We start from the raw sequence: 26,903 nt of genomic DNA on the forward strand, positions 1-26,903 counted from the left end.
ATTCCTGCTTAAGAGTAACCGGGTTTAATATCCTGAAATTATTCCCGGTTAGCAGCTGTGCCGCGCACATGACTGCAGCCAAGACAAACATGCAAGGTAAGATCCACGGAGACCTTGCCGCCTTCTACATCAGAAATGTCTTCGGGCTGGTATTTGGAAATATCATTATCCAAGTGCCAGCTTCCGCTGCCATCGATATCCTGGCGTGACAGCTCGTAACGGACGACGCGTTCGGAAAAGCATTTGTTACATTTTTTCATAACGTCCCCTCAAATTGTTCTTGTAAAACTATACGTTACCTAATGGACAAAGCATAGCCCTTTAAATATGGAGCTAAGGTTAACGATCTTTGGCCACAGAGAAAATGATAGAGAAAAAGATCGTAATTTGACAATTTTATTTAGGCAAAAATAGAGAGATCAAGATCAAGCATCTCACCCATCCAGATGGCGTGATCGCGGTGATCTTTTAAATCATCCCCGGTATTTGCATGAATAAAAACGGTCAGCCCCTGACGGTGCAGCGAAATCCAAGATACCAATTCGCCAAAAATTTCCGGTGATGCCAACAACTGACAGCTCCAACGCGGGTGTGGTCCAACATTCTTTTCGTGAACACGGCCCATCTGAACGGGAAACTTCTCTTTTGCCTGCTCGCAAAGCTGTTGCGCTTGGATAATGGTATCCTGATCAAAATAGACGTGAACGTGAAAATCTTTAATTACCGTCATTATGCCCCCACCTGATTAAACGATAAGACAGACTAAAATCAACACCATCCCAGGTAAAGGGTTCTATTATGGGAATCCCGCTTCATACATTATTCGTACAACAATTGTTATCAAGCGCACTATTGGGTCTTTAAGGAAGTGGCTGCATTAGAGGGATATCCGGTTCTTCAATCTCCAAAGGCTCGCCAGATAGACTCAAAAGAAAAGCTTTCAGGTAACCCTTCTCAGTACCCGTGAGCCCCAATGGCTTAAGAAGGGGTGTTTTATTGGCACCAAACTCGTTCACCCCGCCTCCGGCGTTGTAAAAATCAATGACCTGATCCAAAGTCGTAAAAGCCCCATTGTGCATATAAGGGGCGGTATATTTCGTATAGCGTAGTGAAGGAGTACGAAATTTACCCAGATCAGCTTTTTGCTTGGTGATAAAATAATGCCCCGGATCATCTTTGGTCCATCGATAAAGCGGCTCGGTTACGCCTTTGGCCAGGAGTTCATAACGAAAGGTAATCTGAGCCATACCCTCTTCTTCCCATAGCCAGGCAGCAGGGACACCAATATTATAATACTTTTCATCCGATAACAGAGGCCCCTTGTGACAACCACGACAGCCCGCCTTGCCAGAAAAGAGAGTAAGCCCAAGCTGTTCATCCTGTGTTAGCGCCGTATCATCACCATCCATGTACCGATCAAAGGGCGTATCCCGCTGTACGAGGGTTCGCTCAAAAGCAGCAATAGCGTTCCAAGCATTTCCAATGGTCGGCCAGGTATCGCCAAAAATTTCTGCAAAACGTTTTCTGTACTCGGGGACAAAAGCGAGGCGCGCCTCCATCATGTCGCTCTCGCCATTTCCAGCGACAGCGCCTTTGGCTGCAGATGCCGCCTGTCGTTCTAACGAAAGAGAAGATCCATCCCAAAAGAGCTTTTTATAATAAGCTGAATTAACGATTGTTTGACTATTTCGCCAGTGCACCGTCCCCGGGTATCCCAAAGAAAGTGTGTCGGCAAACCCCCACCCCATCTGGGGCAGATGACAGGAAGCACAGGACATCGTGCCATTACCCGACAATCGAGAATCAAAAAAGAGAATACGCCCGAGGTCAACTTTCTCTTTGGTTTGGGGGTTATCGGAAGGGATCGGAACAGGCCCCAGAGAAGACAGCATCTCTGGCCGCGATACAGGAAAATTCTCACCAAAAGAACTTTGTTCAGCCAGAACGGGGTAAGAGACAAGAAACACAAACGCCAATAATGAAACAATAAATCCAACAATAATTGATATTTTTATTTTAATCATCAAAATACTAACCATCAATTACTAAAAATATTTTCATAATTACAATACAAAATCATTGATGTTGCATAAATTACTTGATATTACGCTCTTGCAACTAGTGATATCGATTCTCAACGAGGGTAAAATGACTAGCTCCCGAAGAACCTTCTTACAATTTGCAGCCAGCATATTACTGCCCTTGAGTGTGTTAAATTCGACAAGCAAGGCTACAACACCTTCCATGATAAGAGCGGCTGCGACGGTAGAACTTCACTACCCACTCACTTTAAATGCGAATGACCTCTGCCTACCTGATGATGAAGATCAAGTCACAAGTATTGACCGCAATGTACCATTGATAGCCGAGCTTGACGGCCGCTTCATTGATGTTGATCAATTAATATCTGCAGAGGCTGTTGATCCTTTGGAAATGTTCAAGTTCTCCCCTGGATTTGTCGAGCTTAATCCCGGCGACACAATCCGTTTTATGAACTCTATGGGTCAGCACACTGTTGTTTCAATCAAGGGCATGCTGCCCGATGGCGCAAAGCCTTTTCAAATTTCTCATCAAAAAATAGCCGAGATTCAATTTAATCACCCAGGGGTCTATGGTATCCGCTGTAAAGTCCACACCCGTTATGGCATGGTCATGTTGGTCAAGGTCGGTGACACCATGCCCAATTTGGAAAAGGCAAAAGCCGTAAAGCACGGACGCATGGCAAAAAAGCGTTTTAAACAACTCTTTGAAAAACTTGAAAAGGCAATCGCTTAAATATTTGTTATCAGATATAAAGCTATACAGTCTTGCGAACTCCGCCCAAGACAGAGCCTTTAAATTGAGACACATAAATGCTTACACCTGCTATTTTTGACATTGCCTTAACAGCCTTTGTTTCCTTGTTTGTTATCATCGATCCCCTTGGGCTTTTACCCATATTTATCGGTCTGACCCAGGGTGCTGATGCAGCTCACAAAAGAAAAATGGCACTCAAAGGTGTGCTTATTGGCGGGATAATCCTTGTCTTCTTTGCCCTGTTCGGTGATCGTTTTCTAGAGGTTCTAGGGGTCGGGTTACCTGCGTTTAGAATTGCTGGCGGGGTCATGCTGTTCCTGATCGCCCTGGAAATGGTTTTTGATAAGCGATCGAAACGACGAGAAGACAAAGCGGAAGAGCTCAAGGAATCTGATTTCCATGAAGATATTGCTGTCTTCCCACTTGCAATTCCTCTGATCTCTGGCCCTGGGGCTATTGCCTCAATCATGCTACTTATGAGCGCAAACAAAGAAGATATTATTGCCCAGACTGCCATTCTATCCGTGCTGGCTGGTGTCCTTCTCTTGTGCCTGGTTCTGTTCTTTCTTGCAGATAAACTGGAAAAATTTATTGGCGACACCATCACCCATATCATCTCTCGGGTCCTTGGCATAGTACTAGCGGCCCTTGCAATTCAATATATTCTTGATGGATTAAAAATAGGGTTACTAAGCTAAGCCATTAGAGATACACAGCATTTGTTCTTTATTACGCCTAATTCTTTGTACTTTCGAAACCTTTAACCGTTATAACCACCATCGAAGGTTAGGCAGGACATCTCTTATCGTGAGTTTGTCCAAAAAATAAAAAAGATGGCCTCACCTACCTGGGGAATTAAATTACTTATTTTAGAGTTCGAGTGCGGTAGGAGTGGCTGGTGAAAAGGTATGATGACTTAGTCTTTGATAGACAGACATTGCTGGATGCATTCCCCCTGCCCGTTTTCATTTCTGATGATGATCAGCTATTTATAGCCGGCAACAAAGAATTCCATACTTTTATCGGTAAAGCCAAACTTCCAGAAGGCTTCAGAATCCCAATGATAGGGTTTACTCCTTATCCAGAGGGCACCGTTCAACAACTAGACAATGAAGTCCTGAAAACAGGCGTATCCAAATCAATAGAACTTTCCCTTGAAAGGGCAGATGGCGTTCAATGCCAGGTATTATTACGGAAAACGCGGCTGATTGATCCCAACCCAATAGAGCCCCCACGAATTTTAAACACATTACAGGACATTACGGAACAACACCTCGCTCAAAACATCCTTTTAGACGCTGTTGATTCAATCGCAGAAGCCTTTGCAATGTACGATAACAGGGGAGAGCTGGTTTTATGTAACCAAAATTTCCGTGATATGTACGGTTATACAGAAGAACAGGCCCGCCCGGGTGTGCATTTTCAGGAACTCGGCGAAATCGACATCAAAAACGGCAATGTGGCAATAGGCGATGAAGCGGGTGAAGATTACCTTGAACGCAAAGCGGCATATCGCCGAGAATTACAGGGCTCCTTTACTGTAAATTTAAAAGACGGCCGCTGGATTAGAACGACGGATAGACGCGTCCCTGGATTAGGTTTTGTTTCAGTGCAAAGCGATATTACCGCTATTAAAGAATCACAAAACCTACTTACGAACGCGAAAGAAACAGCAGAATTCGCCAATCGGGCAAAAACCGAATTTCTTGCAAACATGAGCCATGAACTCCGGACTCCCCTAAATTCAATTATAGGGTTTTCCCAAATCCTCATGGGTGAAATGTTTGGCAATCATTCCAACAAAAAATACAAAGACTATTCAGAAGCAATTAATAGATCGAGCAATCATCTTCTCGAACTGATTTCAGAAATTCTGGATCAATCCAAAATTGAACTCGGAACAGTTACGGTAGAGGCAGAGCCTGTCGATGTAAGTGTAATGCTGGATGAATGCTTGACCTTAATGAATGAACGAAGCGAAAAAGCCCATGTAGAAGTGACTCTCGAATGTGATGATAAACTCCCTAAATTTTCACTGGATCGCCTGAAAGTAAAACAGACCGTTCTCAATCTTCTGACCAATGCAATAAAATTCACAGATCCTGATGGCACCGTATCCATAAACGCGCGCCAAAATAGCGATTGCGACCTGATCATTGAGGTCCAAGATACCGGTATCGGAATTTCGGTTGAGAACATCGATCGCGTTTTAGAACCCTTCGCTCAAGTAGCAGAGAGTAAAACAAGAAATCATGAGGGTACTGGCTTGGGGCTATCAATAGCCAAATCATTTACCGAGCTACATAACGGGACCCTTATGCTTGAGAGCTCCTCTGGAGATGGAACGACTGTTACTTTATGTTTCCCATCTGAATTCGCCCTATAGACTCTTTCCCCCACCAATAATTATCATCTGGCCTCTCTGAGCAATACAATCTGGCTCTTTCCCCACTTTTCGATCACGGGCATAGTATCGAAGATATAATTTTGTGCTTAATGATTGAGCACAAGTTGCTAGAACCAACACCAAGAAAAAAAAGAGCAACAAATGCTGATTGCCCAGATTACAGATTTTCATATTGGCCGCATTATAGAAACGGATTGCGGTACGATTGATCTTTTTGAACGCCTAAAAGACACGATAACACATCTAAGAGAACTGAAGCCAAAACCAAACCTTGTTGTCGTCACTGGTGACATATCAAACCATGGCAATATTGAGGACTACCAACGGACCAAGACGTTACTGGATTCAATGGACATCCCTTATCTTGTCATGCCTGGAAACCATGACAGCCGCGATAAACTGCGAGCTCTATTTAACGATGATGGATATCTCCCGAAAGAAGGGGAGTTCTTACAGTATACATTCGAAGATTACCCTTTGAGATTAGTCATGCTCGACTCTCTGGAAAAAGGGCATCATCACGGTATGATTTGCAGCGAGCGCCTAGATTGGCTGGATAATAAGTTAGGCGAACAGCCAGATCGTCCAACGCTCGTGTTTATGCATCACCCTCCGGCAAAATTACACCTTCCCTATCAAGATAGTATGAACTGTCAAAATGGAGCCAACCTCGCCGAGGTGATTAAATCGAATACACAAGTTTTAGGCGTGGTTTGTGGACACACACATCGGGACAGTATCGCCAATTGGGCAAACACTATCCTTTTTGTCACTCCCAGTGCGACTTTTTCGTACGGTCTCCAAATGAATCCCGTAGATGATATCAATCCAAGATTTGAGCCTGCCTGTGTCCGCCTTTTCAGCTGGAAAGAAGAAACAGGGCTCGTGTCACACCTGAGTTTTGTTGGGAAATATCCAGATGGCTTAACCGAAGGCGTACCAACGCCAGCAACGAACTAAAATGTCGAACCTTTCCTGGCTATTTTGGGCCATTTTTCGACTTCAAAAGTCTGGTGAATTTCTCAAACAAGAAATGAAAATCAATTAATCTGCAAAGTTAACGATCTGTATCTATATTGTGCGATATAGTAAGAGTACGACACTTGTAAACCTACGGAAATGAAGAACAAAGTTCTTTGGAATTCCTTAAAGATTTTTGCCCTCCTCAATTCCGCCACAGTATCATTCTACAAAATACAGTAGGAGAACGTTAGAAGTTGTAATCGGAAAAGAAACGTTCCGAACCTTTTTACAGAATTCATTGGGGGGACTGTTCCAACAAATTCGGTAATATGAAAAAAAACGCATACACCAATAAGTTGAGGCAGACATCACAACGTATTCTGGTATAGACTTAATTATTGGCCACGCTGAGGGAGTTAATAAGCGTTGGAAAATGGTGTAACAGATAGCCTGAGTGCTAAAGAGCAGGCAGAATTATTGGCTCTGGTAGCCCATTCCAGAGACAGAGGAGCTTTTGTCAAACTTTTCAGACACTTTGCTCCTCGTCTAATGTCTTATATGCGCAAACTCGGTACTGATAACAACATCACTGAAGGCCTGGTCCAGGATGTGATGCTGACTTTATGGCGGCAAGCTGATAGTTATGATCCAGATAAAAGTTATGTATCAAGCTGGGTGTTTGCAATTGCCCGCAACCGGCGTATAGATCGCTTCCGAAGACAACGCCTCATTCCGATAGATCAAAATCAGCTCCAAAATCAGATTGATGAAGCGCCAAGCCAAGATAAGGATCTAGAGCATCACGAGGTAGAAGCTCTGCTAAGAGAGGCCGTAGAAAGTCTGCCTGAGAGACAAGCCAGCCTATTGCAACTCGCTTTCTATGAAGATATGACCCATAAAGAAATCGCTGAACACGAGGGCCTGCCTCTTGGCACAGTCAAATCACGATTACGATTAGCAATTAACAAACTTCGCCGGACACTCGGTTCCAGCATTTAATCCAGACACGTTAAATCAATTGAATGAACTGCGACTACGTCAGTTACGAACAGCTGATCTGATTTTACGTGAGGTGAGATACTCCTCAGGTAGAGAACTGACCTTAAGCACCATCTTGAATAAGCAGAAGGCAAAAAGTCTGTTCTGAAGAGCCCCCGGCATAAAAATCGCCCTTGAGATCAGACATCGGCTTTAAATCACCTGCCAGTAAATGATCCTCATTTCCTTCTAGCCCACCACTAAGAACGAGTAGTTGCCCGGCTGAATTGTCGTACTCCTGGATAATGCCGACCATCTTCCCTGCAGAAATACGCACCAAAAGCATCCGAATAGGGAGGACAGGTAAATCAACAAAAGCTGTGCCTTCTTCTCCATGACGCCATTCAGTCTCATCAAGACTGTCGGGTATTAATTGCGCAACGGGAAGAGGCAGATCTTTTGAGTTCTCGCATTTTGAACCTGGAAATGTTGTTATCTCTGCAGAATCCAATAAATCCAATACCCGCTCTTCCATACCTTCAGGTAAATCTTCGGCAGGTAACTTTTCAAGCAAAGCACCGCCTAAGGCTTTTAAACGACCCACTTCTGCTCGACATTCAGCACACAGAGACAGATGGGCTTCAATTATCAAATCCCAACCGTCACCTCCCCGTCCAGACACATAATCGACTAGGTTTTCTTGAGGCGGATGATATTGCGGCACATTGACCGCAGTCACATCATCCTTAGTCATGGATCCAGAAATGATGCCTGTCATGAGTACACGTCCCTTATTTTCTAGCTCGGCTTATCGGCGAGCCAGCCGTTTTTTGTCTTGCTTATTGATACGTCCAACTTCTGCTTTTGGATCACAGAATTGTGTCTGTATTTGAATATATTGGCAATTACTATGCATGAAAGCTTGATCTTGCGTCAGCTCTTTTCATCATAGCAACATACTCCTAAACTGGCGAAAACTAAAGACGCCAACCGTTAACGGCAAAGGCCAATCAAACCATATGTGTTTTCCTAAGCTTCCAATTAAATCATTTTCCTTACTTCTCCTTCCCATTTTCCTGACAAGTTGTGGTGGTGACTACACTTGGGGTTGGTATGTAATTGACCCGCTCAAAGACGCAGGTAGGAGCAATATTGAGTTTTTAATCGGAGGCTTTTTAAATACTCTGAGTATTTCTTTGGTAGCCATCACAATATCTGTAGTCGTCGGTCTACTCGTTAGTATCCCCGGCATTTCGACAAATAAATATCTCAGGGCCTTTAACGTTGGCTACGTGACCATAATAAGATCAATACCAGTGTTGGTAATGGTTCTTTGGGTGCACTATGGACTGCCCGTTGTACTGGATATTCATTTAAGCATATTTGCAACTGGTGTCATTGCGCTTGCAATTTGTGACAGCCCATTCGAAGCAGAAATATTCCGTGCGGGAATACAGTCTATTGAAAAAGGGCAACACGAAGCAGCAGAAAGTATGGGGTTAAAATACTTCCAGAAAATGCGGTTAATCATTTTGCCACAGGCCATCCGCCGGATCATCCCGCCCCTTGGTAATCAGTTCGTTTATATGCTTAAAATGTCTTCTCTGATCTCAGTCATAGGCTACACAGACTTGACAAGAAGAGCCTCAGAATTAAACGTCACAGAATACCGCCCTTTAGAAATCTATAGCTTTTTAATTCTGGAATATTTGGCCCTGATCCTCATCGTCACTTATTTGTTTCATCGAATTGAAAAACATCTTAAAGCAAACGAAAAAATCCAAAATCCAAGCTCTACATCCTAATAATTACGCTGGGCAACAAACCTTGTTTCCATTGAATGAATTCAGATCGTCACAGAGACAACATAGACAAAAAAGCATCGTCAAGGGCAACGCCTGATGCGACCTGTCAAAGACAGCGTATATATGTATAGTGGAGAGCCAACAGGTAGTTTTTAGAGTTAATGAGCCGCCGAAACACTTAAATGACTGTCACCGTAACGGGAAAGTAGTCGCGCAACACCAGGGTTAAGCTCCACCCCGACTTCGCTTACACTATTCCACTTTACAATACCAAGAACACTACCGCAGTCTTCGTGTAAAAGAACAACTTCGCTTCCGATTGGCAATTTTGTATTCAGTAACAAACGCGCTCCACAGAACGATAAATCGAGAAGCTCGCAATCATAGTTCGTATCAAACACGGTTAATTTCACTTTAGTTCCTGGAAGAACAGAATGGCGCGGAGCATGCCGTCGGTTCAATAGCCGTTGAAGCGAAACGGAAGAAAACTCTTGATACAAACTTAACCCCTTAAACACTCAATTAGATCCGCTTTATGCGTAATCCACCTAAACTCAGTCTTATTGTTTATTCACACACGCTGCCAGTATGTGATGTTTAACCAAATCAGTTGTGACTGGTTTGGGCATATAGCCCGATATGCCCTTTGACAACACCGTATCTGTTTTTTCGTAACCGCTCATCATAAGAAAAGGCAACTCGCGGGTTAAAGATTCCGTAGAATCTCTTATCCGTTTGAGTAAATCCAATCCCGTTTCCGGTACCATGTAGTAGTCCGATATCACTAGATCGGGCTGTTTATCTTCAATACCATCCATAGCCTCGGCCACATTCTCATAGAGTAGTACCTCGCCAACACCCAACGATAAAAGCATTAACTTCATCATAGAGCGTACAGGTTTACTGTCATCAACAACAGCCACACTCAAATTCGTCCAGTCGTCCTCTGTCCAAGACAAGACACACCCTCCACTTTGCTGAACAGGGGAACAAAAAAGATAATAGAATCCGAAAGTTCCCGTCGTGTTTCTTTTATGACGGTAGAATCTTAAAAATCTCCTACTGATAGACTGCATTCGTTTTAAATTAGAGACTATCTTGAGCACAGACCTCCCGACATTTGTTTTTTATAATTATTTTTCAACTATTTATAGAATTACAAGGCATATCATCCACAATAAAAATAAGTGACAAAAAGTGTAAAAAGGAAAAATAACAACCTAGCTTTTCGAATTTTATTTAAAATTGATACGGTAAGTTCTCAGTCTGTCCATAATTTGTTTAGGAATTTGTCGTAACTTCATTCTGTTTCCGATAACATTCTGGAAATAAGATTCGCAGGGAGCGGTAAATGAGCCTAAGAACATACACTTATCAGATTCAAACGGATCCAATGTCACGGGTTGAATCTGGTCAAATTGAAGCTAAAAATGTTGAAGATGCCAAGCGGCAACTCCGGGTACAATATATGTTGTCCAACCTGCCAGATGACACCAGCATAGTCGACCAGTCGGAATTGGATGAAAATCAAGCGCGGGAAAAATCGGCGAAAGCCCGGGATCTTCTTCGCGTTCTTGCCGAGCATCATGCATGGACAAAAGATTCAAATCAGGGTGCCCGTGCAAACCTAAACAATCTTAATCTTTCAGACATGGTCATGCCAGGTTCGCAGCTGCAAAACGCAGACATGGCGGGAGCTGATTTCTCTGGGGCTGATTTGAGCGATGCCAATCTTGCCAACGCAAATTTAGTACGTGCAAGCCTTCATGGCACAAATCTTAAGGATGCAGATTTATCGGGCGCGGATCTCAGTGATGCCGACCTAAGAGGAGCCATTCTGACGGGCGCGACATTAGATGGTGCCGATCTCTGGAGAGCTAATTTAATGGGGTGCGTCATTTCGCCCACTGCCCTTCACAAGGCTCTTTCCTGTAAAACAAAATAACCAGAACCTTTATTATCCGGTTCTCTAATATTTTGCTGCGGTTGAAATGAGCGAAAATAATAAAACCCTTGGGGAAGTCGCCACCTCTGCACCGGAAGATCGATCTGTGTTTCAAGCCTTGCTAAAAGGCTTGCGCAGAAAGTGTCCCCGTTGTGGAAATGGAAACATCTTTCGGAAGTATGTGACGGTAAACGATGAGTGTGCAAACTGCAGTGAAGAGCTTAGCCACATTCGTGCCGATGATATCCCCCCTTACTTCACCATCACAATTGTGGGGCATATTGTTGTGCCTGGAGTAATGTGGTCAGAACAAGCCTGGTCGCCCTCTCTTATGACCCACGTGGCTATATGGCCAGCCCTTACTCTCGCGTTAACCATGGCCATTCTCCCATTTGTAAAGGGGGGAGTGCTTGGCGTTTTATGGGCTCTTCGCATGTTTGAAGATGAAAAACGGTTCCCGTCAAAAGCCTGATAACACTCTCCTTTTTAGCAGTTTTTTAGCGGGCATTAATTGGGTGTCGATAGATGCTCTTTCTTAGCCATTTCGGTGTAGGTAACAAACCGGAAGGGGTCTAAAAACTGAACGGCTGCCCGAGCTCGGTCTGCGGCCTCTTCTCTCAACAGAGTTATGTCGGCCTTATCCTTGTATCGAGCTTCTGCTGCAATGGCCATTTGCAGTGCCAGCTCATAATCTCCACCCTCCATCATTGATCTCAAAGCATCTTCTACATCTTCCGCAGATTGATCGAGATAAAGCACCAGAAAACGTCCGTATTCTACGGAGGTAATAACATCCAGCCCGAGGGCTCTTTACCAGTAATCCCCTCCTGTCATATCACCTGCATATGATCACCAAGGCGGGCTATTATATGATTATTGGATTTTTAGATTAGAGTATTTACGATTATCATTTGACTTTACCCAACACAATCAAGTTGTATATACAATAGTGAATTATTGAAAAGCCATTCGGAGTTTAATATGTGGGATAGTCTTTGGATCAACTGCAACCTTTGCACCATGCAAGGTACAGGACTGGGTACAATCACCAATGGCGCAATTGCAATTGAGTTCGATAAAATTGTCTGGATTGGTGAGTTTAACGACCTTCCGGATACTCCCGACAAATTGGCCCGAGAAATCAATGATCTCAATGGCAGTTGGGTTACTCCTGGATTGATCGACTGCCATACTCACATCGTCCATGGTGGAGAGCGGGTAAATGAATTTAACATGCGGCTAGAAGGTGCGAGCTATGAAGAAATCGCACGTGCGGGTGGCGGCATTAGATCCACGGTAAAGGCAACAAGAGCAGCAAGTGAAAAAGAGCTCCTCGAAGCAGCCCTTAAGCGCGCTTCTGCCTTACAATCAGAAGGTGTTACTGTTATCGAAGTCAAATCCGGTTACGGTCTGGATTGGGAAAACGAAACCAAACAACTTCGTGTTGCTCGACAAATCACAGATCACCTCCCTCTGAAAATAATGACCACTTATCTCGCGGCCCATACTGTACCTGAGGAATATCAGGACAATGGCGATGCTTATATCGATAGCATTATTGAAAAGTTACCCGAACTCAAAAAGTCTGAACTCGCTGATGCCGTTGATGGCTTTTGTGAAGGTATTGCTTTCTCGCCCGATCAAATAGAGAAGCTCTTCAAAGCAGCATCAGAACTCGGATTTGATCTAAAGCTCCATGCTGAACAGTTAAGCGATCTTAGTGGTGCGGCTCTCGCAGCTAAATATGGCGCGAACTCTGCGGACCATTTGGAATACGTTTCAGATAGCTCCGCCGATGCAATGGCAGAAGCCGGATCCGTAGCCGTAATCCTGCCCTGTGCTTTTTACTTCCTCAACGAAACAAAAAAACCGCCAATCCAACTCTTCCGTGACAAGAATGTTCCCATGGCGGTCGCAACCGATATGAACCCAGGCTCCTCTCCTTGTTGCTCCATCCTGCTTGCCATGAACATGGCATGTACATTTTTCAAAATGACACCAACCGAGACCATGCGCGGCGTTACCATTAACGCCGCACAGGCTCTTGGGATTGAGGCAAGTTACGGCAGCCTCGAAATAGGGAAAACAGCTGATCTTGCGATTTGGGATATAAACAACCCAGCGGAGCTCTCCTACCACATGGGTTTTAATCCTCTACAAGAGTTGATCAAATCAGGTAAACAGATCATTCAAAAATAAGCTAACGCGGTTTGTGAACGGCGATACCGACCATAACCAGAGCAATTCCGCACAAATCCTGCCCTGTTGGGAATTGCGAAAGCACGACCGCGGCAACAATAGTTGCGGTCGTGGGTAAGAGAGCCAAAAGAAGAGCGAAACTTTCACGTGGAAGCTGTGACATCGATAATTGATCACAGATGTAGGGAATAACAGAAGAACAAACCCCTACGGCTATTCCAGCGAACACAAGATTTAAAGAACCAAACGCTTTTGCAGCTTCCACAAGCCCTACTGGCAGCAACAGTATAAATGCGATCATCATTGCAGCCCCTAACCTTTCAATCCCGCCACTTGCACCGGTCTCCGCTGCTTTGTGTCCCAAAACGATATAGACTGTAAAAAGCAGAGCATTTAATCCCGCCCAAAATAACCCGATGGGGTCAGCTATCCATTTAAGATCAGTTAAATGACCCCCGGCAAAGCCGGGGGCTTAAGCGGGTGAGCCCCTTAAAGGGGCAAATTGGGAACCGCTAAAGCGGTTATGGATTGAATATATCCATTTGGTCAAAGTACTTATCACGCTCTTCTTGCGTTCTGATATACTCCCTCACCATCTGTTCATCGAGCCCTACAGTTGAGACGAAATATCCACGGGCCCAAAAATTTTCACCCTTGAAATTCCGTGCTTTATTTTTGAATTTTCGAGCTATGGCAATCGCGCTTTTTCCTTTTAGGTATCCAACGACTTTTGAAACAGCATGTTTGGGCGGTATGCTGATACACATGTGAATGTGATCCGGCATCAAATGGCCCTCCTCAATCTTACTTTCGCGATGCCCGGCCAGTTCATGGAAAATTTCACCAAGATACTGACGTAGGTTGCCATAGATAACTTTTTGCCTGCGTTTAGGGATGAAAACCACGTGGTATTTACAATCCCATCTCGTATGTGCAAGGCTTTTGTAATCTCTCATCGGCTAATTCCTTTGTTATTTTGGTCAATAAACAAAGAAATGTAAGACCGTGGGAACGGTCAAACCATTGAGAGTCCCCCGGCATAGCCGGGGGTTTACCGGATTAAATTAGAATGACAACTCCCAATATCACCAAACATAAAGCAATAAGATTTCGCTTTGTCCGCAATCCATAAAGAGCAACAGCAATTGTTCCAACAAATTCCATTGCTGCGACAAGGCTCATCGGTAAGCGGTCTAACGCTAAATAAAAAGAGACATTCATAACGGCTAGACAACATCCCAAACTCAAAAGAAACCAACGGGCTTTCCGGTCAGCGAGCAGAAGAGTTTTTACAGGATGAGTAAAAGGCGCAAAGAGCACTGCAGCTGTTGCAATTCTAAACCATGCGACACCGAGAACACCTACAGCCGGGAAAAGTAAAACAGCAAAAGATGGCCCCAAATAGTGAAAAATAGCGCTGACTGAAAACCACATTTGTGGCGGCACAGCCTTTGAAACCTTATTAAATGTTTGTTCTTGGGATATCATCATCACCTCCTATGCAATAATCATAAAAGGGAAAAACAAGCGACTACATAACATAAAAATGTTACTGTAAAGATATTACCTACTTTACGAAGGTCATAACAATGAAACGCCTAAAATACAAAAACGGACCACTAGACGCGATTGATATAAAACTCTTAAAAGCCCTTACCAACGATGCCCGGGCCTCGGTCACAGACCTTGCCCGCCTTGTTCAGCTATCCGCCCCCAGTGTATCTGAACGGTTAAAAAGATTGGAAGAAGCAGGAGTTATTGTGGGGTATTCTGTAAATATTAATCCCGAAGCTTTTGACTTACCTCTCGCCGTGTTCCTTCGAATCAGGCCAATCCCAGGAGAACACAACAGAGTTGCCAAAATACTTCAGGCAATGCCAAACATAGTAGAATGCGACCGAGTTACGGGAGAAGACTGTTTTGTGGCTAAAGCCCATGTACCATCCGTAAAAGCACTTGAAGAGCTCGTAGATGAAATCATCCCCTATGCAATGACCAACACATCTATCATACAATCATACAATCATACAATCATACAATCATACAATCATCACCCGTAGAGAGGCGTCTTCCACCTTTCAACCATTTTTCTGATTAACTAAAAGAATCAACTCGGCGTTTTTATGCCTCTAAAGCCTGATAACCAACGTCCCGACCCAACGTTGTAAACCAGACTGTTTATAAGTATGGTAGCTGGCTCTAGATCATCTTTTTGGGGGAAAGAAACATGGTATTTAGAAGAATTACAACAAGCATTCTTACAATTTTTCTGTTGTTAGGCGGCACTTATACATATGCAAGCGAAAGAGTAACTTTCCCCTCTGCACCTGTTCCTCCCTCAGCCTTTAAAATTAAACAGGCGAAAGCCAAAGGAATTACTCTAACCCCCAAACCAGGCATTGATATAACTGGTATATTGTTTCGCCCGGAGCGATCAACTCCACGTCCCGCAATCATTACCCTCGTCAGTGGTGACGGGCTTCAGAATTCACATATTCAGTGGGGAGAAAAACTTGCCAGTTGGGGATATGTGAATTTACTCGTCGACAGCTTTGGCTCCAGAGGCGGCACGAGCCGGCAGGATACGAACAATGCAAATATGTTTGCTGATGCTTACAATGCGTATCACTTCTTGCAAAAACAACAATATGTCGACCCAGATCAAATTGCTCTTTTAGGCTTTTCTCTGGGGGGAAGTAGCCTGTTCTCCATCCTGAACAAATCCAATCCCAGACGCCCCGCAGATATTATCTTCCAAGCGGGTATTGCATTTTACCCCAACTGCGACACAAACATTGAACTCATCGCTCCCTTGATGATTCTTCAAGGCGACAGCGATCCTTTCAATTCTTCTTTTTCTTGTGACAAGGTTTCATCTGAAGCAGAAAAATGGGGTAATGATATCTCCTACCACCTCTACCCCGGTGCCACTCATTTCTATGACAATAAAAACTACAGTAAAGTTGACGGGGAAAGAGACAAAACCGCCCCGATCCCCTTTCAATTTAAAAAAAATCACTACAATGCGGAAGCTCACCAAGATAGCTTGATACGGACAAAAGCCTTTTTTGATAAGCATTTGAATTGATGCTGATGGATGGCCTTAGCTGACAATCTCATTGATAGACAAAATCAGTCCTCAACTTTTGCAAATCGCCACGTTACAGACGCTTCCTTGAGCATCACTTCCTGGGTTTGGATTTCGCCCCAACGCTCGGTAAAATCGGGATCAGACTTACTTTTTTCATCGACGATGATTTCCCGGATACCGGATTGAATAATGGCTCTAGAGCAATCTGAACAAGGAAAATGTGTCACGTAGATAGATGCCCCGTTTAAGCGAACACCAACTCTCGCTGCGTGGAAAATCGCGTTTCGTTCGGCATGTTCTGTCCAATCATACTTAAGCGGGCGAGCGTGGCGTTCATCTGCATCATCATCAACAGCCCGTGGAAAACCGTTAAACCCGTAAGGCCCCGGTGTGTTATCCTCAAGTATAATAACAGCCCCCACTTGTGTGGAACGATCTTTCGACCAGGTTGCGACTTCCCTAGCCAATTTCAAGTACCGCGTATCCCATTTCCCAGTCATCTTCCCTGCCATCGTGTTGCCTACTCTTTTTGTTCGATTGCAGCATATCAAGTCGTATGGCTTTTCAAAAACATTAATGTCGCAAACGCCTAATGAGAGGAGATACTTATCCTGCATTGTATGCTTTATGATTAATTAAGGAATTTGACCTACTTAGGAATAAACTTCTACTCGCAGAAATGGAATAAGTGTGTTTTTTCAATATCCTTTGACCAAGGGCTTTAAAGAAAGAGCTTTGGCCTACGGCACAATCATGGCCGTCATTACTCTTATTTTTCATATCTTTAGTATAATTTTAGGTCATGGCTTACAAACCTACTTTGACACGCCTATTGGCTCGGATTTTATCGCCTTCTATACAGGGGGAAGCTTTTTCAACCTTGGCAACCTTGAAAAAATATATGAATTTGCCCCTGAAATGTACTTTCCAACACAATTTGAATTTCAGAAACAAATAATAGGACCGGATTATATGGGCCATAGCCCCTTTATAAATCCTCCTTTTGCCGTAATAATTTATGCTCCTTTTGCTTTACTCGATTATATACCAGCGTATATATGCTGGCTTATATTTAACCTATCCTTGCTCGGTCTTTGCGTTCGGACAATTCATAAAGAACTTCCAATTTATAAAAATACTCCCTTCTACAAATTATTTTTATGTTGTTTTCTATTCTTCCCAACCATTGCCAGTTTCATGTTTGGCCAAGCAACACCAATTATTCTTCTCTGTTATTGCTTGTGTTTTGTTTCCCTCAGAAAAAAGCAAGACTTCAGGGCTGGGTTTTACCTCGGTTTACTCGCATTCAAACCTCAGTTAGCCATAGCTGTTGCCTTAATTTTAATTTTTAAATGGCGTTGGAAATCACTCTTGGGAGGAATGCTATCTCTCTCTTTAAGCTTAGGCGTTGGTTTTTTATATATGCCCGATGCAATGCATGCATATTTAACAGTCAGCCCCCAATTACTAGATTTTTTAAGAAGCTCGGTCTATCCCATTCAAGGTGTAGATTCATTCTTTGGTTTTTCTGTTCTTCTTTTCAATAACATAAACCCAAGCCTAGCCATTACCTCCACCTTTGTTCTCACAGGCATAACTATCTTGTTTTTATTATCACTGTGGAGAAAAATTGATTGGCTTGAGAACAAGGTCCATTGGGATCTGGCGATGGCGGTTACCTTTTGCTGGGGCCTTTTGATAAGTCCGCATCTTTTCTATTATGATTTAATGCTTTTATTGCTTCCTGCTGCAATCCTGGTGCAACATTTGCCCTGGCTGTATCTGCGCAATAACAAAATACTCTTGTGGACGACAGTTTTGTGGACAGTATCTTATTTGGGTAGCTTCATATCCGATGCTCAAGTCAATATACTCTCCTACTTCAATCTGATGGAGATAGGATTTCAATTAGCCACGCCGACAATTTTTTATTGGGGTTATTGTATCTATAAAGCCACTTTGGATGAACAGCGACAAAGGACTTTCTCTCCCACTCAGGAATTACTCGTACAATAACGTAGATACTTCTTTTAGGATCGTCTTATTTTGTTTTGGCAATACCCCCTATCCAAAGGCTTTAAAGAAAGAGCAGTCGGCTATAGCACGATAATGGCGACAATTTCTTTAATTGCCTTTGCCCTAAGCATACTCGCGGGCGATGGATTACTTACCTATTTCCAAAAACCAGTCGGGGCTGATTTTTTGGCATTCTATACCGGAGGGGCTTTTTTTAACCAAGGGATCCTAAACCAGGCTTATGTTTTAAATGACGGAATGTATTTCCCTCACCAATTTGAATATCAAAAGGGAATAATTGGAGAGGGCTACAACGATCAAAACACCTATGTTAATCCGCCTTTTACCGCCTTACTGTACGCGCCTTTTGCCCTGTTAGACTATCTACCCGCTTATATACTATGGGAAATATTTAATTTATCTCTTCTCGTATTAAGCGTCTTAATAATTAGAAGAGAGCTAAGCTTTCTTAAGGCTTTTTCTCTCCCAAAGATTATCTTCTGCTGCTTCCTATTCTACCCCACGCTCGGATGGCTTTTTAATGGCCAGGCAACGCCAATCATTCTCTTGATTTACAGTCTATGTTTTGCCTCATTGAGAAACAGAAAAGACTTTCAAGCCGGGTTTTATCTAGGGTTACTCGCCTTTAAGCCACAACTGGCAGTGGGCCTTGCTCTCGTACTTTTATGGAAACTGCGATGGCAGTCGTTACTTGGAGGTGTTCTATCCGTATCACTTGCTGTTGGCCTGGGTTTCCTGCTTGTCCCTGAGGCAATGATAACTTATTGGGATATAAGCCCAAACTTTATCGACTTACTCAGACTCCCCAACTATCCGACCTGGGGCATACACTCATTTTTTGGCCTGGCTGTTCTTCTCTTTGATGGGCTAAACCCGGCTATAACGATGGTTGTTACAATCACGCTATCCGCAATTACGCTCATATTTTTATTAAACTTGTGGCGGAAAAATAATTGGTTAGAAGATAAACGACTATGGGATTTATCCATGGCAGTCACCCTTTGTTGGGGATTACTGCTTAGCCCACATCTTTTTTACTACGACCTAATGCTTCTGCTCCTCCCCGCCGCTATAATGTCCCAACACCTAAAATGGTTATATGCCCGAGATAACAAGATACTAATGTGGACCACAATTGTTTGGGTTATCTGCTATTTGGGGAGTTATATATCCTTGGCTCAGATCAACATTTTTTCAACGTTCGACCTTCCCAAAATATGCCTACAGCTATCTACGCCCATACTCTTCTACTGGGGGTATCGTATCTATAAAGTAACAATCGCCGAATACACCCTTTTGGATCAGCCAACAAATTCATGAATTAATCAATTCAAATCTCTTGATTTTTTCAATCAGAAGATGCTTTGGTAGTTTAGATATTTGTTGGGGGATAAAACGTGACGACTGACCAGTCTTTTCTATTTGCTTTGTTTGGCTTGGTTTTCATTCTGCTCATCTGGGGCAGAATACGATATGACCTTGTAGCTTTCGGTGCTCTCGTCATCGCTGTTATTGCTGGTTTTGTTACACCTGATGACGCCTTTAGTGGGTTTGGTCATCCTGCCGTGGTCATCATTGGATTAGTCCTTATCGTTTCCCGCGGCTTGATGAATTCCGGGGCTGTCGAAATGATCTCAGGCGTTGTCTTATCTTCCAATCGTCCTCTCCCATTGCATATTGGGATCATGTCAGTAGTAGGGGCAGCCTTATCAGCGATTATAAATAACGTCGCAGCCCTAGCACTTCTCATGTCTCTTGATTTAGAGGCCGCCGAAAAAGCAAAACGTGCTGCTGCTCTCAGCCTCATGCCGCTATCCTTTGCCACAATACTCGGAGGTATGATTACTCTCATTGGTACGCCTCCCAATATTGTCATTGCCCAATACCGCGAAAGGGTACTTGGCGAAAGTTATGGCATGTTCGATTTTGCCCCCGTTGGTTTATGCGTGGCTTTTGCTGGAATACTCTTTGTTGCCCTTATAGGCTGGCGGTTAATTCCCAACAGAGAACGACCAGGATCGATACGCACAGCTGAGGATACAGACCTTTTTGTCGCCGAGGCACAAGCCCTTGAAAACTCAAGTTCTATCGGCCTGAAAGTCACAGAACTATACCCACAAGCCAGAGAACATGACATTACAGTGTTAGGCCTCGTTCGGCGGGGCAAAAGGCTGCCTGGTTTTGCGAGATACGAAGTAATTCGTAAAGACGATCATATCGTCCTTGAAGGCAATCCCAAATCTATCGAGGCTTTTCTAGGCAGCGCCCAGCTAGATTTTGCCGGTAAAGACAAATATGAAGCCGGCCTCACCAGCTCTTCACTAAAACTTACGGAAGCAATCGTACCAGATGGTGCTAGAATAAGTGGGCGATCAAGTTATAGCCTACGCCTTCTCTCCAGGCATGGCGTTACCCTTCTCGGTGTTTCCAGACAAGGCAAACGATTTCGGGATCGAGTACGTAAACTCACCGTCAAACCAGGGGACGTATTACTTCTTCTAGGTCCTGAAGACCGCTTGGCGGATATTACGAATTGGCTAGGCGTGCTGCCTCTGGCTGAAAGACAGCACTCTGTCATCCAACGAAAAAAAGCGACCCTGGCCATTGGATTGTTCCTCGGCGCGATCGCCCTCTCCGTTGCTGGCCTCTTATACCTCCCCATCGCCTTGGCGGGCTGTGTCATTGGATTTTCAGCTCTTGGGATCGTTTCGGGCAGAGAGGTATATGAAAGTGTGGAGTGGAAGGTTATCGTCCTTCTGGCCTCTCTAATTCCCCTTGGAATAGCCTTAGAAAATTCGGGTGGGACAAAGTTAATAGCCGAGCTTATCGTGTCTCAAACCGCGGGCTGGCCAAATTGGGCAATCCTCACGGTTCTTATCATGATAACCATGACGCTGTCAGATTTCCTCAATAATGTCGCCACGGCTTTGATCGCCGCCCCGATTGGCCTGGATGTCGCCAATGCTATTGGAGTGTCACCCGACCCATTCCTAATGGGCGTCGCAGTGGCGGCATCTTGCGCTTTTCTGACCCCAATAGGGCACAAGAACAACACCATCATCATGGGGCCTGGTGGTTATCGCTTTGGCGATTACTGGCGCATGGGCCTGCCGCTAGAAATTTTGGTCGTGATTATATCCGTGCCGTCCATACTCTTCTTCTGGCCGCTCTAGACCATGGGCAAGTTATGTCGAGGAAGGTTCCAGACAGTACTCAGCAAAAGGGGGAAATCGTTTGATCAGCCCATCACGCCCTAAATCAGTCATCGTTTGCATATTCTGTTCAGGAATTTCTTCGGGCGCCTTGTAGTTGGTCAACACGCGTCCCATTTGCCCCTCCCGAATAATATGGAGGGCAGGGAACGGTGCACGATTTGTCCAGTTTGTGATGTCGTCTTCAGACACGCCATCAAAAAGATATTGAGGGTGGAAGCTGGCCAACTGAAATAACCCTTCAAGCCCTGCTTGTTCAAGGCAATCTTCGGCCAGCGCCAGTAGGTCGAGAAAACACTCAAAATCATCTTGCCCGGTGGGATAAATCACGAGGGTCGTCGATATTTCCTCTTCTGGGCTTTCCTGAATAAACAGTATCTCTTCCAGGAAGTTTCTTACCGCCTCTTCAGGTGAGTTCCCGCCAACCACGGCATAACGAATACTGTTTCGGTTAATTTCGGGTGCAGCAAAGGGACAAAGATTTAGCCCTACAACCATCTTCTCAACCCACAATCGGGTAAGCTCGATAGCATTTTCAATTTTGTATGGAGGATAATTTTGTTTCATAACTGCATACTATCAGGAAGCTGTATTTTTCCTAGGCTAAGGCTTGTAATTGAAATAAAAAAGGCGGCCCCAAAGGACCGCCTTTCAAATACCGATAATACCTTAAGACTTAGAACAGACCTTCGATCTGGCCGTCGTCATTGAGGTAAATATTGTTTGCGGCAGGAGTACGCGGAAGACCAGGCATAGTCATGATCGCACCGGTAACAACAACGATAAAGCCAGCACCCGCAGAAAGGCGAACTTCACGTACAGGAACAACATGTCCAGATGGCGCGCCAAGAAGCGTAGGATCTGTAGAGAAGCTGTACTGTGTTTTCGCCATACAAACTGGGTAGTGGCCGTAAGTTTCTTGAAGTTCAGCAATCTGTTTACGAACAGAAGCATCCGCGATGATTTCGCTTGCGCCATAGATTTCTGTGGCAATCGTTTCGATTTTTTCCCACAAAGGCATTTCATCGGGGTAAAGCGGAGTGAAATCTGCAACACCTGAATCTGCAAGCTCAACAACATGGTGAGCAAGTTCTTCTGTACCAGCACCACCGTTTGACCAGTGACTAGCAACGATTGCTTTAGCACCCAGAGCTTCACAAGCTGCAGAAATCGCAGCGATTTCAGCATCAGTATCAGTGATGAACTGGTTGATCGCAACAACAGCAGGAACGTTGAATTTTTTGATGTTGGCAATGTGACGTGCCAGGTTCTCAGAACCTTTGGTTACTGCATCAACATTTTCGTCACCAAGATCAGCCTTAGCAACACCACCGTGCATCTTAAGAGCACGAACAGTAGCAACGATAACAACTGCATCTGGTTTCAGGCCAGCTTTACGACATTTAATATCGAAGAACTTCTCAGCGCCGAGATCAGCACCAAAACCAGCTTCGGTTACAACGTAATCAGCAAGTTTCAAAGCAGTCTTGGTTGCGATAACTGAGTTACAACCGTGAGCGATGTTTGCGAAAGGACCGCCGTGAATGAACGCTGCGTTGTTTTCCAAAGTCTGAACAAGGTTTGGAGAAATCGCATCTTTCAAGAGAACAGCCATCGCGCCTGGACCTTTAAGGTCACGAGCGTAAATTGCTTTTTTCTCACGAGTGTAAGCAACAATGATGTCACCAAGACGTGCAGAAAGGTCATTCAGATCAGTTGAAAGACAGAAGATCGCCATGATTTCAGAGGCAACAACAATGTCGTAACCGTCTTGACGAGGATAACCGTTAGCAACACCACCCATTGAGTTGGTAATGGAACGCAGAGCACGGTCGTTCATGTCAACAACACGTTTCCACTGAACACGACGGGAATCAATGCCCAGCTCGTTGCCCCAATAGATGTGGTTGTCTAGAAGTGCAGACAAAAGGTTGTGTGCAACACCAATTGCGTGGAAGTCACCTGTGAAATGCAGGTTGATGTCTTCCATAGGAACAACCTGGGCATAACCGCCGCCAGCAGCACCACCTTTAACACCGAAGCAAGGGCCAAGTGAAGGCTCACGCAAAGCCATAATAGCTTTTTTACCGATACGGTTCAGACCATCGCCAAGACCAACAGTTGTTGTTGTCTTACCTTCACCGGCAGGTGTTGGATTGATCGCTGTAACCAGGATCAGTTTTCCGTCAGGGTTGTCCTGAATGGAGTTGATAAAGTCAAAAGACAGTTTTGCTTTATGCGGACCATACTGAAGAAGCTTATCAGCAGGGATTCCAATTTTTTCAGCAACCGTAGTAATTGGTTGCATCGTTGCCTCACGGGCAATTTCAATATCACTTTTAGCCATCGGGTTTACTCTCCATCCCTATCGGACACCAACATTTTGGGGACACTAGCTGGGGTTTTCTTTTTGGGATATCGCAAGAGCGTCATCTCGTCACCCATAAACACCGAAATTGGGCTTTATTAGCGTTCGGAATTTACTATCGAAGCATCCGGATTTCAAATCAACGATATAGAATGCGGAAATTCCTCTCGGTAAATCACTGAAAGAAAAACTAAATTTTGGTTACCGTAATTTATGTCCCTCTTTGGACAATATCCGAAAGATCTAATCTTATCTTGGGTGATCTGGATACTCAACAGGATGAACGAGCTTTAGAGGTAATTGCTCTTTACCCCCGATGATATAGCTGCTGGTACTCTCACTATAAAGTGAACACAGGTGACAGGCATATGAGTAATTTAGAACTATTTGTTAGCAACTACTCTTTATTTGATAACAAGCCCTGTCCCTCGTTTACACTGACACAAAGAAACCAGCACACAATGTTTCCTGCCGAATACCTACGACAAGTAAATTTGTTCAGAGAATTAACCAGAAGCCGATTATCAATGCAGATTGCGGCAATGGTATTTCTCAGCATTCTTGTGGTTGAGGCAATAATCCTCATTCCTTCCTATCAAAACTATAAACGCGATCTTTTAACCAGGCTGGCAGATATTGGGCAAACAGCAGTCGTTACCGGCTTCCAAACCCACGCTCAGACAATCCTTGGCAACTCTGTCAGCACCCCTCCCCTTGTTACCGGAGAAAAGATAACCCGAATAACCAAGTTCAAAGGCGGCACTCTTTATACCCAAGCAGGTGAGATGATGGGCTCTTTCGGGGAAGCTCCAGAACTTACGCTCAACAGCTACAATAATCAGGACGTCAAAACACAACTTAATTCAGACAAAACCAGATATGACATCATTTGGCTTCCGTCAGAAACCCAACTCCCCTTTATTGTTATAAGTCGGTTAGATTCCAGTTGGATCGCTGATGAACTCACAGCTTTTATCTGGCGGATCATCGGTTTGGTTCTGCTTATCTCTCTATCAACATCAATCGTTACTTTTTTCGTACTTGGTAAAAATGTTCTCTCGCCCTTATTAGCATTACGACATCATTTGGTTACCGCTCAACGAGATCCGGGAAACACTTCGAAACTTGATATGTCTGGGTGGAAAATTAAAAACGAAATCGGGGATATGGTTTCCGCTTTAAACGTTCTTTTAAATCGGCTTTCGGATTTGCGAATTGCGGAACGCGAAATGAATGAACAGCGCTTCAAGGATTTTGCCAACACCGCCTCAGACTGGTTTTGGGAAACGGATCAAAATCTAAATTTTACTTTTATTTCCAAAGATTTTCCCAACATCCCCGGTCTAAACACACAAAATTTAATTGGGAATAACTGGAATTTTCTCAAAAATCCTCCTATCGAAACCAAGGCCAGCGACGATTATTTTAGGATGCTACAGCAACAAAAACGTATCCGAAATATGGAGTTTTGTTATACCTGTCACCGGAACACCAGAATTCATCAAACTCTCAACGCCACGCCATTTTACAGTGAAGATGGGCAATTCGCAGGTTATCGCGGTACGGGTAAAGATGTTTCTATCAGTTATCTCGCAGAACAAAAGCTCGTGGAAGCAAAGGAACAGGCGGAATTTGCTAATCGTTCAAAATCACAATTCCTAACAAACATGAGCCATGAACTCCGTACCCCGCTCAATGCAATCAATGGTTTCTCTGAACTCATAACAAGTACCGAAGTTGATGAAAAATCCAATTCTCAGACCAAAGAGTACGCTCATGAAATTAACACCGCAGGAAACCATCTGCTTAAAGTTATTAACGAAATACTCGACCTATCCAGAATAGAAGCAGGTCAGTTAACCCTTAACGAAGATACTCTGGACATCCAAACCCTTCTGAACTCTTGTAAAAGTATGATGGCAGAATATCTTGAGGGACGCGATCTTTCGTACAATCAACAACTCCCTGAAGAACCTATTTATTTCACTGGCGACAATAAACGATTAAAACAGATTCTACGTAATCTATTATCTAACGCCGTAAAATTTACCCCAGACACCGGCGCTATAAGTTTGGAATCTCTCATCCTTGAAAGCGGGGACATCCAGATATCAATTATTGATAACGGCGTGGGTATCTCATCAGATGTACTTCCAATAATTACCAAACCTTTTGAACAGAGTGATGGAAAAATTGATCGCTTTTATGAAGGTACCGGACTTGGACTCGCAATATCAAAATCCCTAGCAGATATGCACGGTGGAGGTCTTAATATTTCCAGTGAACTGGGCGAAGGTACGACCGTCAGCTTAATTATCCCTCAAGCTCGACGAGTTAGGCTCGTCGAAGGAAAGATGGTTCCCTTTAACACGATTTATACATCAGAAAACTTCGCCTGAGTCTCTTCTTGCTCTGGTAAAAGCAGCCATATGAAAAGCAACGTGTTCCGGGGTGAGTGTAAATTCCTGCCCCACGGGACAAACGCGTCTCGCCAGACACCCCTTAGAGGCACAATCTGCCCCTTCCTCAGAGACAACATGCTTGGCGCAGGCTAGATAATCATACACTTGTCCTATCCCAAAAGCATCAACTGGACAGGACGAGAGACAGGGCTGATCTTTGCAGCTCAGACATGGGCTCTGCTTTTGAGACAATTCTGGTAAATTATCTACAGATTCTGGCAGCAATATTGCTGCTCGTAAGGCGTGCCAGGTTCCCCAGTCATGACTAATGTAAAGCCCAATAGGACTTGGATACAAACTTTCAGCACGAGAAGACCAGCGCTGAAAAGGATAATAAGGAGGACCATCAGAGGGAAACAAAACTTCTCCTCCAAAGTTCTTGGCCAAATCCTCCATCACGCGTCTGGTCCAATTATCCATTGGATTTTGGCTATCCGCTTTGTATTCAGATGACTGGGTAAAGCGGTTCCAAAAAGGAGTTGAGCCCGCATTTCCGATCATTATAACGGTTTGAGTTGGCTGACCCGAAGACAAGTTCGGCACGGTGTCCTCCCCCTCAGGGGCAAATCCCCCTCTTACCAAAAAACCAAGTCTGGTAACTTCTTTCTCAATTTGCTGATATTCCGACATCAAGAAAAAA

At 44.1% G+C, this 26,903-nt stretch carries 29 protein-coding genes; 15 read left to right on the forward strand and 14 right to left on the reverse strand.

The genetic code is table 11. The annotated features are described in order from the left end of the window. Positions 1-38 precede the first annotated feature (38 nt). From ACOGW3_RS06215 to ACOGW3_RS06225, 3 genes are all read right to left on the reverse strand, one after another. Positions 39-260 carry a hypothetical protein gene (locus ACOGW3_RS06215; protein ID WP_419902178.1) on the reverse strand — a complete coding sequence of 74 codons (222 nt, stop codon included), beginning with the start codon at positions 258-260 and terminating at the stop codon, positions 39-41. A gap of 140 nt (positions 261-400) precedes the next feature. Further along, positions 401-730, reverse strand: a complete 330-nt coding sequence (locus tag ACOGW3_RS06220) for a DOPA 4,5-dioxygenase family protein (protein ID WP_419902179.1) — start codon at positions 728-730, stop codon at positions 401-403. 130 nt (positions 731-860) lie between these two features. Next, entirely contained in the window at positions 861-1,967 is a 1,107-nt protein-coding gene (locus ACOGW3_RS06225; protein ID WP_419902475.1) for a cytochrome-c peroxidase, read from the reverse strand. A 115-nt stretch (positions 1,968-2,082) separates the two neighbouring features. Here ACOGW3_RS06225 and ACOGW3_RS06230 point away from each other — a divergent pair, with 115 nt between their 5' ends. The 5 genes from ACOGW3_RS06230 (at position 2,083) to ACOGW3_RS06250 (ending at position 7,165) form a co-directional block, all read left to right on the forward strand. Continuing rightward, the gene (locus ACOGW3_RS06230; protein WP_419902180.1) at positions 2,083-2,775 is read left to right on the forward strand and encodes a plastocyanin/azurin family copper-binding protein; all 693 of its coding nucleotides are present in this window, start codon (positions 2,083-2,085) and stop codon (positions 2,773-2,775) included. A gap of 77 nt (positions 2,776-2,852) precedes the next feature. Further along, complete coding sequence (locus ACOGW3_RS06235) at positions 2,853-3,494, forward strand: MarC family protein (protein WP_419902181.1); 642 nt, start codon at positions 2,853-2,855, stop codon at positions 3,492-3,494. Between the two features lie 200 nt (positions 3,495-3,694). Next, complete coding sequence (locus ACOGW3_RS06240) at positions 3,695-5,182, forward strand: PAS domain-containing sensor histidine kinase (RefSeq protein WP_419902182.1); 1,488 nt, start codon at positions 3,695-3,697, stop codon at positions 5,180-5,182. A gap of 162 nt (positions 5,183-5,344) precedes the next feature. Continuing rightward, complete coding sequence (locus tag ACOGW3_RS06245) at positions 5,345-6,163, forward strand: phosphodiesterase (RefSeq protein WP_419902183.1); 819 nt, start codon at positions 5,345-5,347, stop codon at positions 6,161-6,163. Positions 6,164-6,592: 429 nt separating this feature from the next. Further along, positions 6,593-7,165, forward strand: coding sequence for a sigma-70 family RNA polymerase sigma factor (locus tag ACOGW3_RS06250; protein ID WP_419902184.1), 573 nt, complete (start codon positions 6,593-6,595; stop codon positions 7,163-7,165). A 103-nt stretch (positions 7,166-7,268) separates the two neighbouring features. Here the strand turns inward: ACOGW3_RS06250 and ACOGW3_RS06255 are convergent, their stop codons facing one another. Continuing rightward, on the reverse strand, positions 7,269-7,922 hold the full coding sequence (locus tag ACOGW3_RS06255) for a hypothetical protein (RefSeq protein ID WP_419902185.1): 654 nt from the start codon (positions 7,920-7,922) through the stop codon (positions 7,269-7,271). Positions 7,923-8,163: 241 nt separating this feature from the next. Between ACOGW3_RS06255 and ACOGW3_RS06260 the strand changes: the two genes are divergently transcribed. After that, positions 8,164-8,949 (forward strand): amino acid ABC transporter permease, encoded by a 786-nt coding sequence (locus tag ACOGW3_RS06260; RefSeq protein WP_419902186.1) that lies wholly within the window; start codon positions 8,164-8,166, stop codon positions 8,947-8,949. Between the two features lie 158 nt (positions 8,950-9,107). Here the strand turns inward: ACOGW3_RS06260 and ACOGW3_RS06265 are convergent, their stop codons facing one another. Further along, positions 9,108-9,449, reverse strand: coding sequence for a PilZ domain-containing protein (locus ACOGW3_RS06265; RefSeq protein ID WP_419902187.1), 342 nt, complete (start codon positions 9,447-9,449; stop codon positions 9,108-9,110). A 60-nt stretch (positions 9,450-9,509) separates the two neighbouring features. Then, complete coding sequence (locus tag ACOGW3_RS06270; RefSeq protein WP_419902188.1) at positions 9,510-9,908, reverse strand: response regulator; 399 nt, start codon at positions 9,906-9,908, stop codon at positions 9,510-9,512. A gap of 392 nt (positions 9,909-10,300) precedes the next feature. On the opposite strand from ACOGW3_RS06270, the gene ACOGW3_RS06275 reads away from it, so the two are divergent. Further along, the gene (locus tag ACOGW3_RS06275) at positions 10,301-10,894 is read left to right on the forward strand and encodes a pentapeptide repeat-containing protein (protein ID WP_419902189.1); all 594 of its coding nucleotides are present in this window, start codon (positions 10,301-10,303) and stop codon (positions 10,892-10,894) included. Positions 10,895-10,940: 46 nt separating this feature from the next. Next, complete coding sequence (locus tag ACOGW3_RS06280) at positions 10,941-11,366, forward strand: DUF983 domain-containing protein (RefSeq protein ID WP_419902190.1); 426 nt, start codon at positions 10,941-10,943, stop codon at positions 11,364-11,366. Positions 11,367-11,401: 35 nt separating this feature from the next. Here the strand turns inward: ACOGW3_RS06280 and ACOGW3_RS06285 are convergent, their stop codons facing one another. Next, a complete protein-coding gene (locus ACOGW3_RS06285) occupies positions 11,402-11,653 on the reverse strand; it encodes a hypothetical protein (RefSeq protein ID WP_419902191.1) in 252 nt (83 codons plus the stop codon). Positions 11,654-11,875: 222 nt separating this feature from the next. Between ACOGW3_RS06285 and hutI the strand changes: the two genes are divergently transcribed. After that, complete coding sequence (hutI, locus tag ACOGW3_RS06290; protein WP_419902192.1) at positions 11,876-13,093, forward strand: imidazolonepropionase; 1,218 nt, start codon at positions 11,876-11,878, stop codon at positions 13,091-13,093. Position 13,094: 1 nt separating this feature from the next. Here hutI and ACOGW3_RS06295 read toward each other — a convergent pair whose 3' ends face one another. The 3 genes from ACOGW3_RS06295 to ACOGW3_RS06305 all read right to left on the reverse strand — a co-directional run bounded on the left by ACOGW3_RS06295 (position 13,095) and on the right by ACOGW3_RS06305 (position 14,584). Further along, complete coding sequence (locus ACOGW3_RS06295; RefSeq protein ID WP_419902476.1) at positions 13,095-13,523, reverse strand: EamA family transporter; 429 nt, start codon at positions 13,521-13,523, stop codon at positions 13,095-13,097. A 91-nt stretch (positions 13,524-13,614) separates the two neighbouring features. After that, positions 13,615-14,049 (reverse strand): IS200/IS605 family transposase, encoded by a 435-nt coding sequence (tnpA, locus tag ACOGW3_RS06300; RefSeq protein WP_419901154.1) that lies wholly within the window; start codon positions 14,047-14,049, stop codon positions 13,615-13,617. Positions 14,050-14,152: 103 nt separating this feature from the next. Next, positions 14,153-14,584, reverse strand: coding sequence for an EamA family transporter (locus ACOGW3_RS06305; protein WP_419902193.1), 432 nt, complete (start codon positions 14,582-14,584; stop codon positions 14,153-14,155). A gap of 98 nt (positions 14,585-14,682) precedes the next feature. Between ACOGW3_RS06305 and ACOGW3_RS06310 the strand changes: the two genes are divergently transcribed. After that, positions 14,683-15,153 (forward strand): Lrp/AsnC family transcriptional regulator, encoded by a 471-nt coding sequence (locus tag ACOGW3_RS06310; protein WP_419902194.1) that lies wholly within the window; start codon positions 14,683-14,685, stop codon positions 15,151-15,153. Between the two features lie 167 nt (positions 15,154-15,320). Continuing rightward, positions 15,321-16,181, forward strand: a complete 861-nt coding sequence (locus ACOGW3_RS06315; protein WP_419902195.1) for a dienelactone hydrolase family protein — start codon at positions 15,321-15,323, stop codon at positions 16,179-16,181. Between the two features lie 44 nt (positions 16,182-16,225). Here ACOGW3_RS06315 and ACOGW3_RS06320 read toward each other — a convergent pair whose 3' ends face one another. Continuing rightward, positions 16,226-16,684, reverse strand: coding sequence for a deoxycytidylate deaminase (locus ACOGW3_RS06320; RefSeq protein ID WP_419902196.1), 459 nt, complete (start codon positions 16,682-16,684; stop codon positions 16,226-16,228). Between the two features lie 190 nt (positions 16,685-16,874). Between ACOGW3_RS06320 and ACOGW3_RS06325 the strand changes: the two genes are divergently transcribed. The 3 genes from ACOGW3_RS06325 (at position 16,875) to ACOGW3_RS06335 (ending at position 21,394) form a co-directional block, all read left to right on the forward strand. After that, a complete protein-coding gene (locus ACOGW3_RS06325; protein WP_419902197.1) occupies positions 16,875-18,200 on the forward strand; it encodes a glycosyltransferase family 87 protein in 1,326 nt (441 codons plus the stop codon). A 30-nt stretch (positions 18,201-18,230) separates the two neighbouring features. After that, complete coding sequence (locus ACOGW3_RS06330; protein WP_419902198.1) at positions 18,231-19,541, forward strand: glycosyltransferase family 87 protein; 1,311 nt, start codon at positions 18,231-18,233, stop codon at positions 19,539-19,541. Between the two features lie 77 nt (positions 19,542-19,618). Next, positions 19,619-21,394, forward strand: a complete 1,776-nt coding sequence (locus tag ACOGW3_RS06335; protein ID WP_419902199.1) for an SLC13 family permease — start codon at positions 19,619-19,621, stop codon at positions 21,392-21,394. A 12-nt stretch (positions 21,395-21,406) separates the two neighbouring features. On the opposite strand, the gene ACOGW3_RS06340 is transcribed toward ACOGW3_RS06335, so the two are convergent. Beyond that, positions 21,407-22,000 (reverse strand): DUF1415 domain-containing protein, encoded by a 594-nt coding sequence (locus ACOGW3_RS06340; RefSeq protein ID WP_419902200.1) that lies wholly within the window; start codon positions 21,998-22,000, stop codon positions 21,407-21,409. A gap of 109 nt (positions 22,001-22,109) precedes the next feature. After that, positions 22,110-23,780, reverse strand: a complete 1,671-nt coding sequence (locus ACOGW3_RS06345) for a formate--tetrahydrofolate ligase (RefSeq protein WP_419902201.1) — start codon at positions 23,778-23,780, stop codon at positions 22,110-22,112. A 389-nt stretch (positions 23,781-24,169) separates the two neighbouring features. Here ACOGW3_RS06345 and ACOGW3_RS06350 point away from each other — a divergent pair, with 389 nt between their 5' ends. Next, entirely contained in the window at positions 24,170-26,200 is a 2,031-nt protein-coding gene (locus tag ACOGW3_RS06350) for a PAS domain-containing sensor histidine kinase (protein WP_419902202.1), read from the forward strand. Here ACOGW3_RS06350 and ACOGW3_RS06355 read toward each other — a convergent pair. After that, the gene (locus ACOGW3_RS06355) at positions 26,183-26,893 is read right to left on the reverse strand and encodes a ferredoxin (protein WP_419902203.1); all 711 of its coding nucleotides are present in this window, start codon (positions 26,891-26,893) and stop codon (positions 26,183-26,185) included. The two genes, ACOGW3_RS06350 and ACOGW3_RS06355, sit on opposite strands and share 18 nt — an antisense overlap. Between the last annotated feature and the right edge of the window lie 10 nt (positions 26,894-26,903).

This window comes from Kiloniella sp. (assembly GCF_965205715.1).
Taxonomy (GTDB): Bacteria; Pseudomonadota; Alphaproteobacteria; order Kiloniellales; family Kiloniellaceae; genus Kiloniella.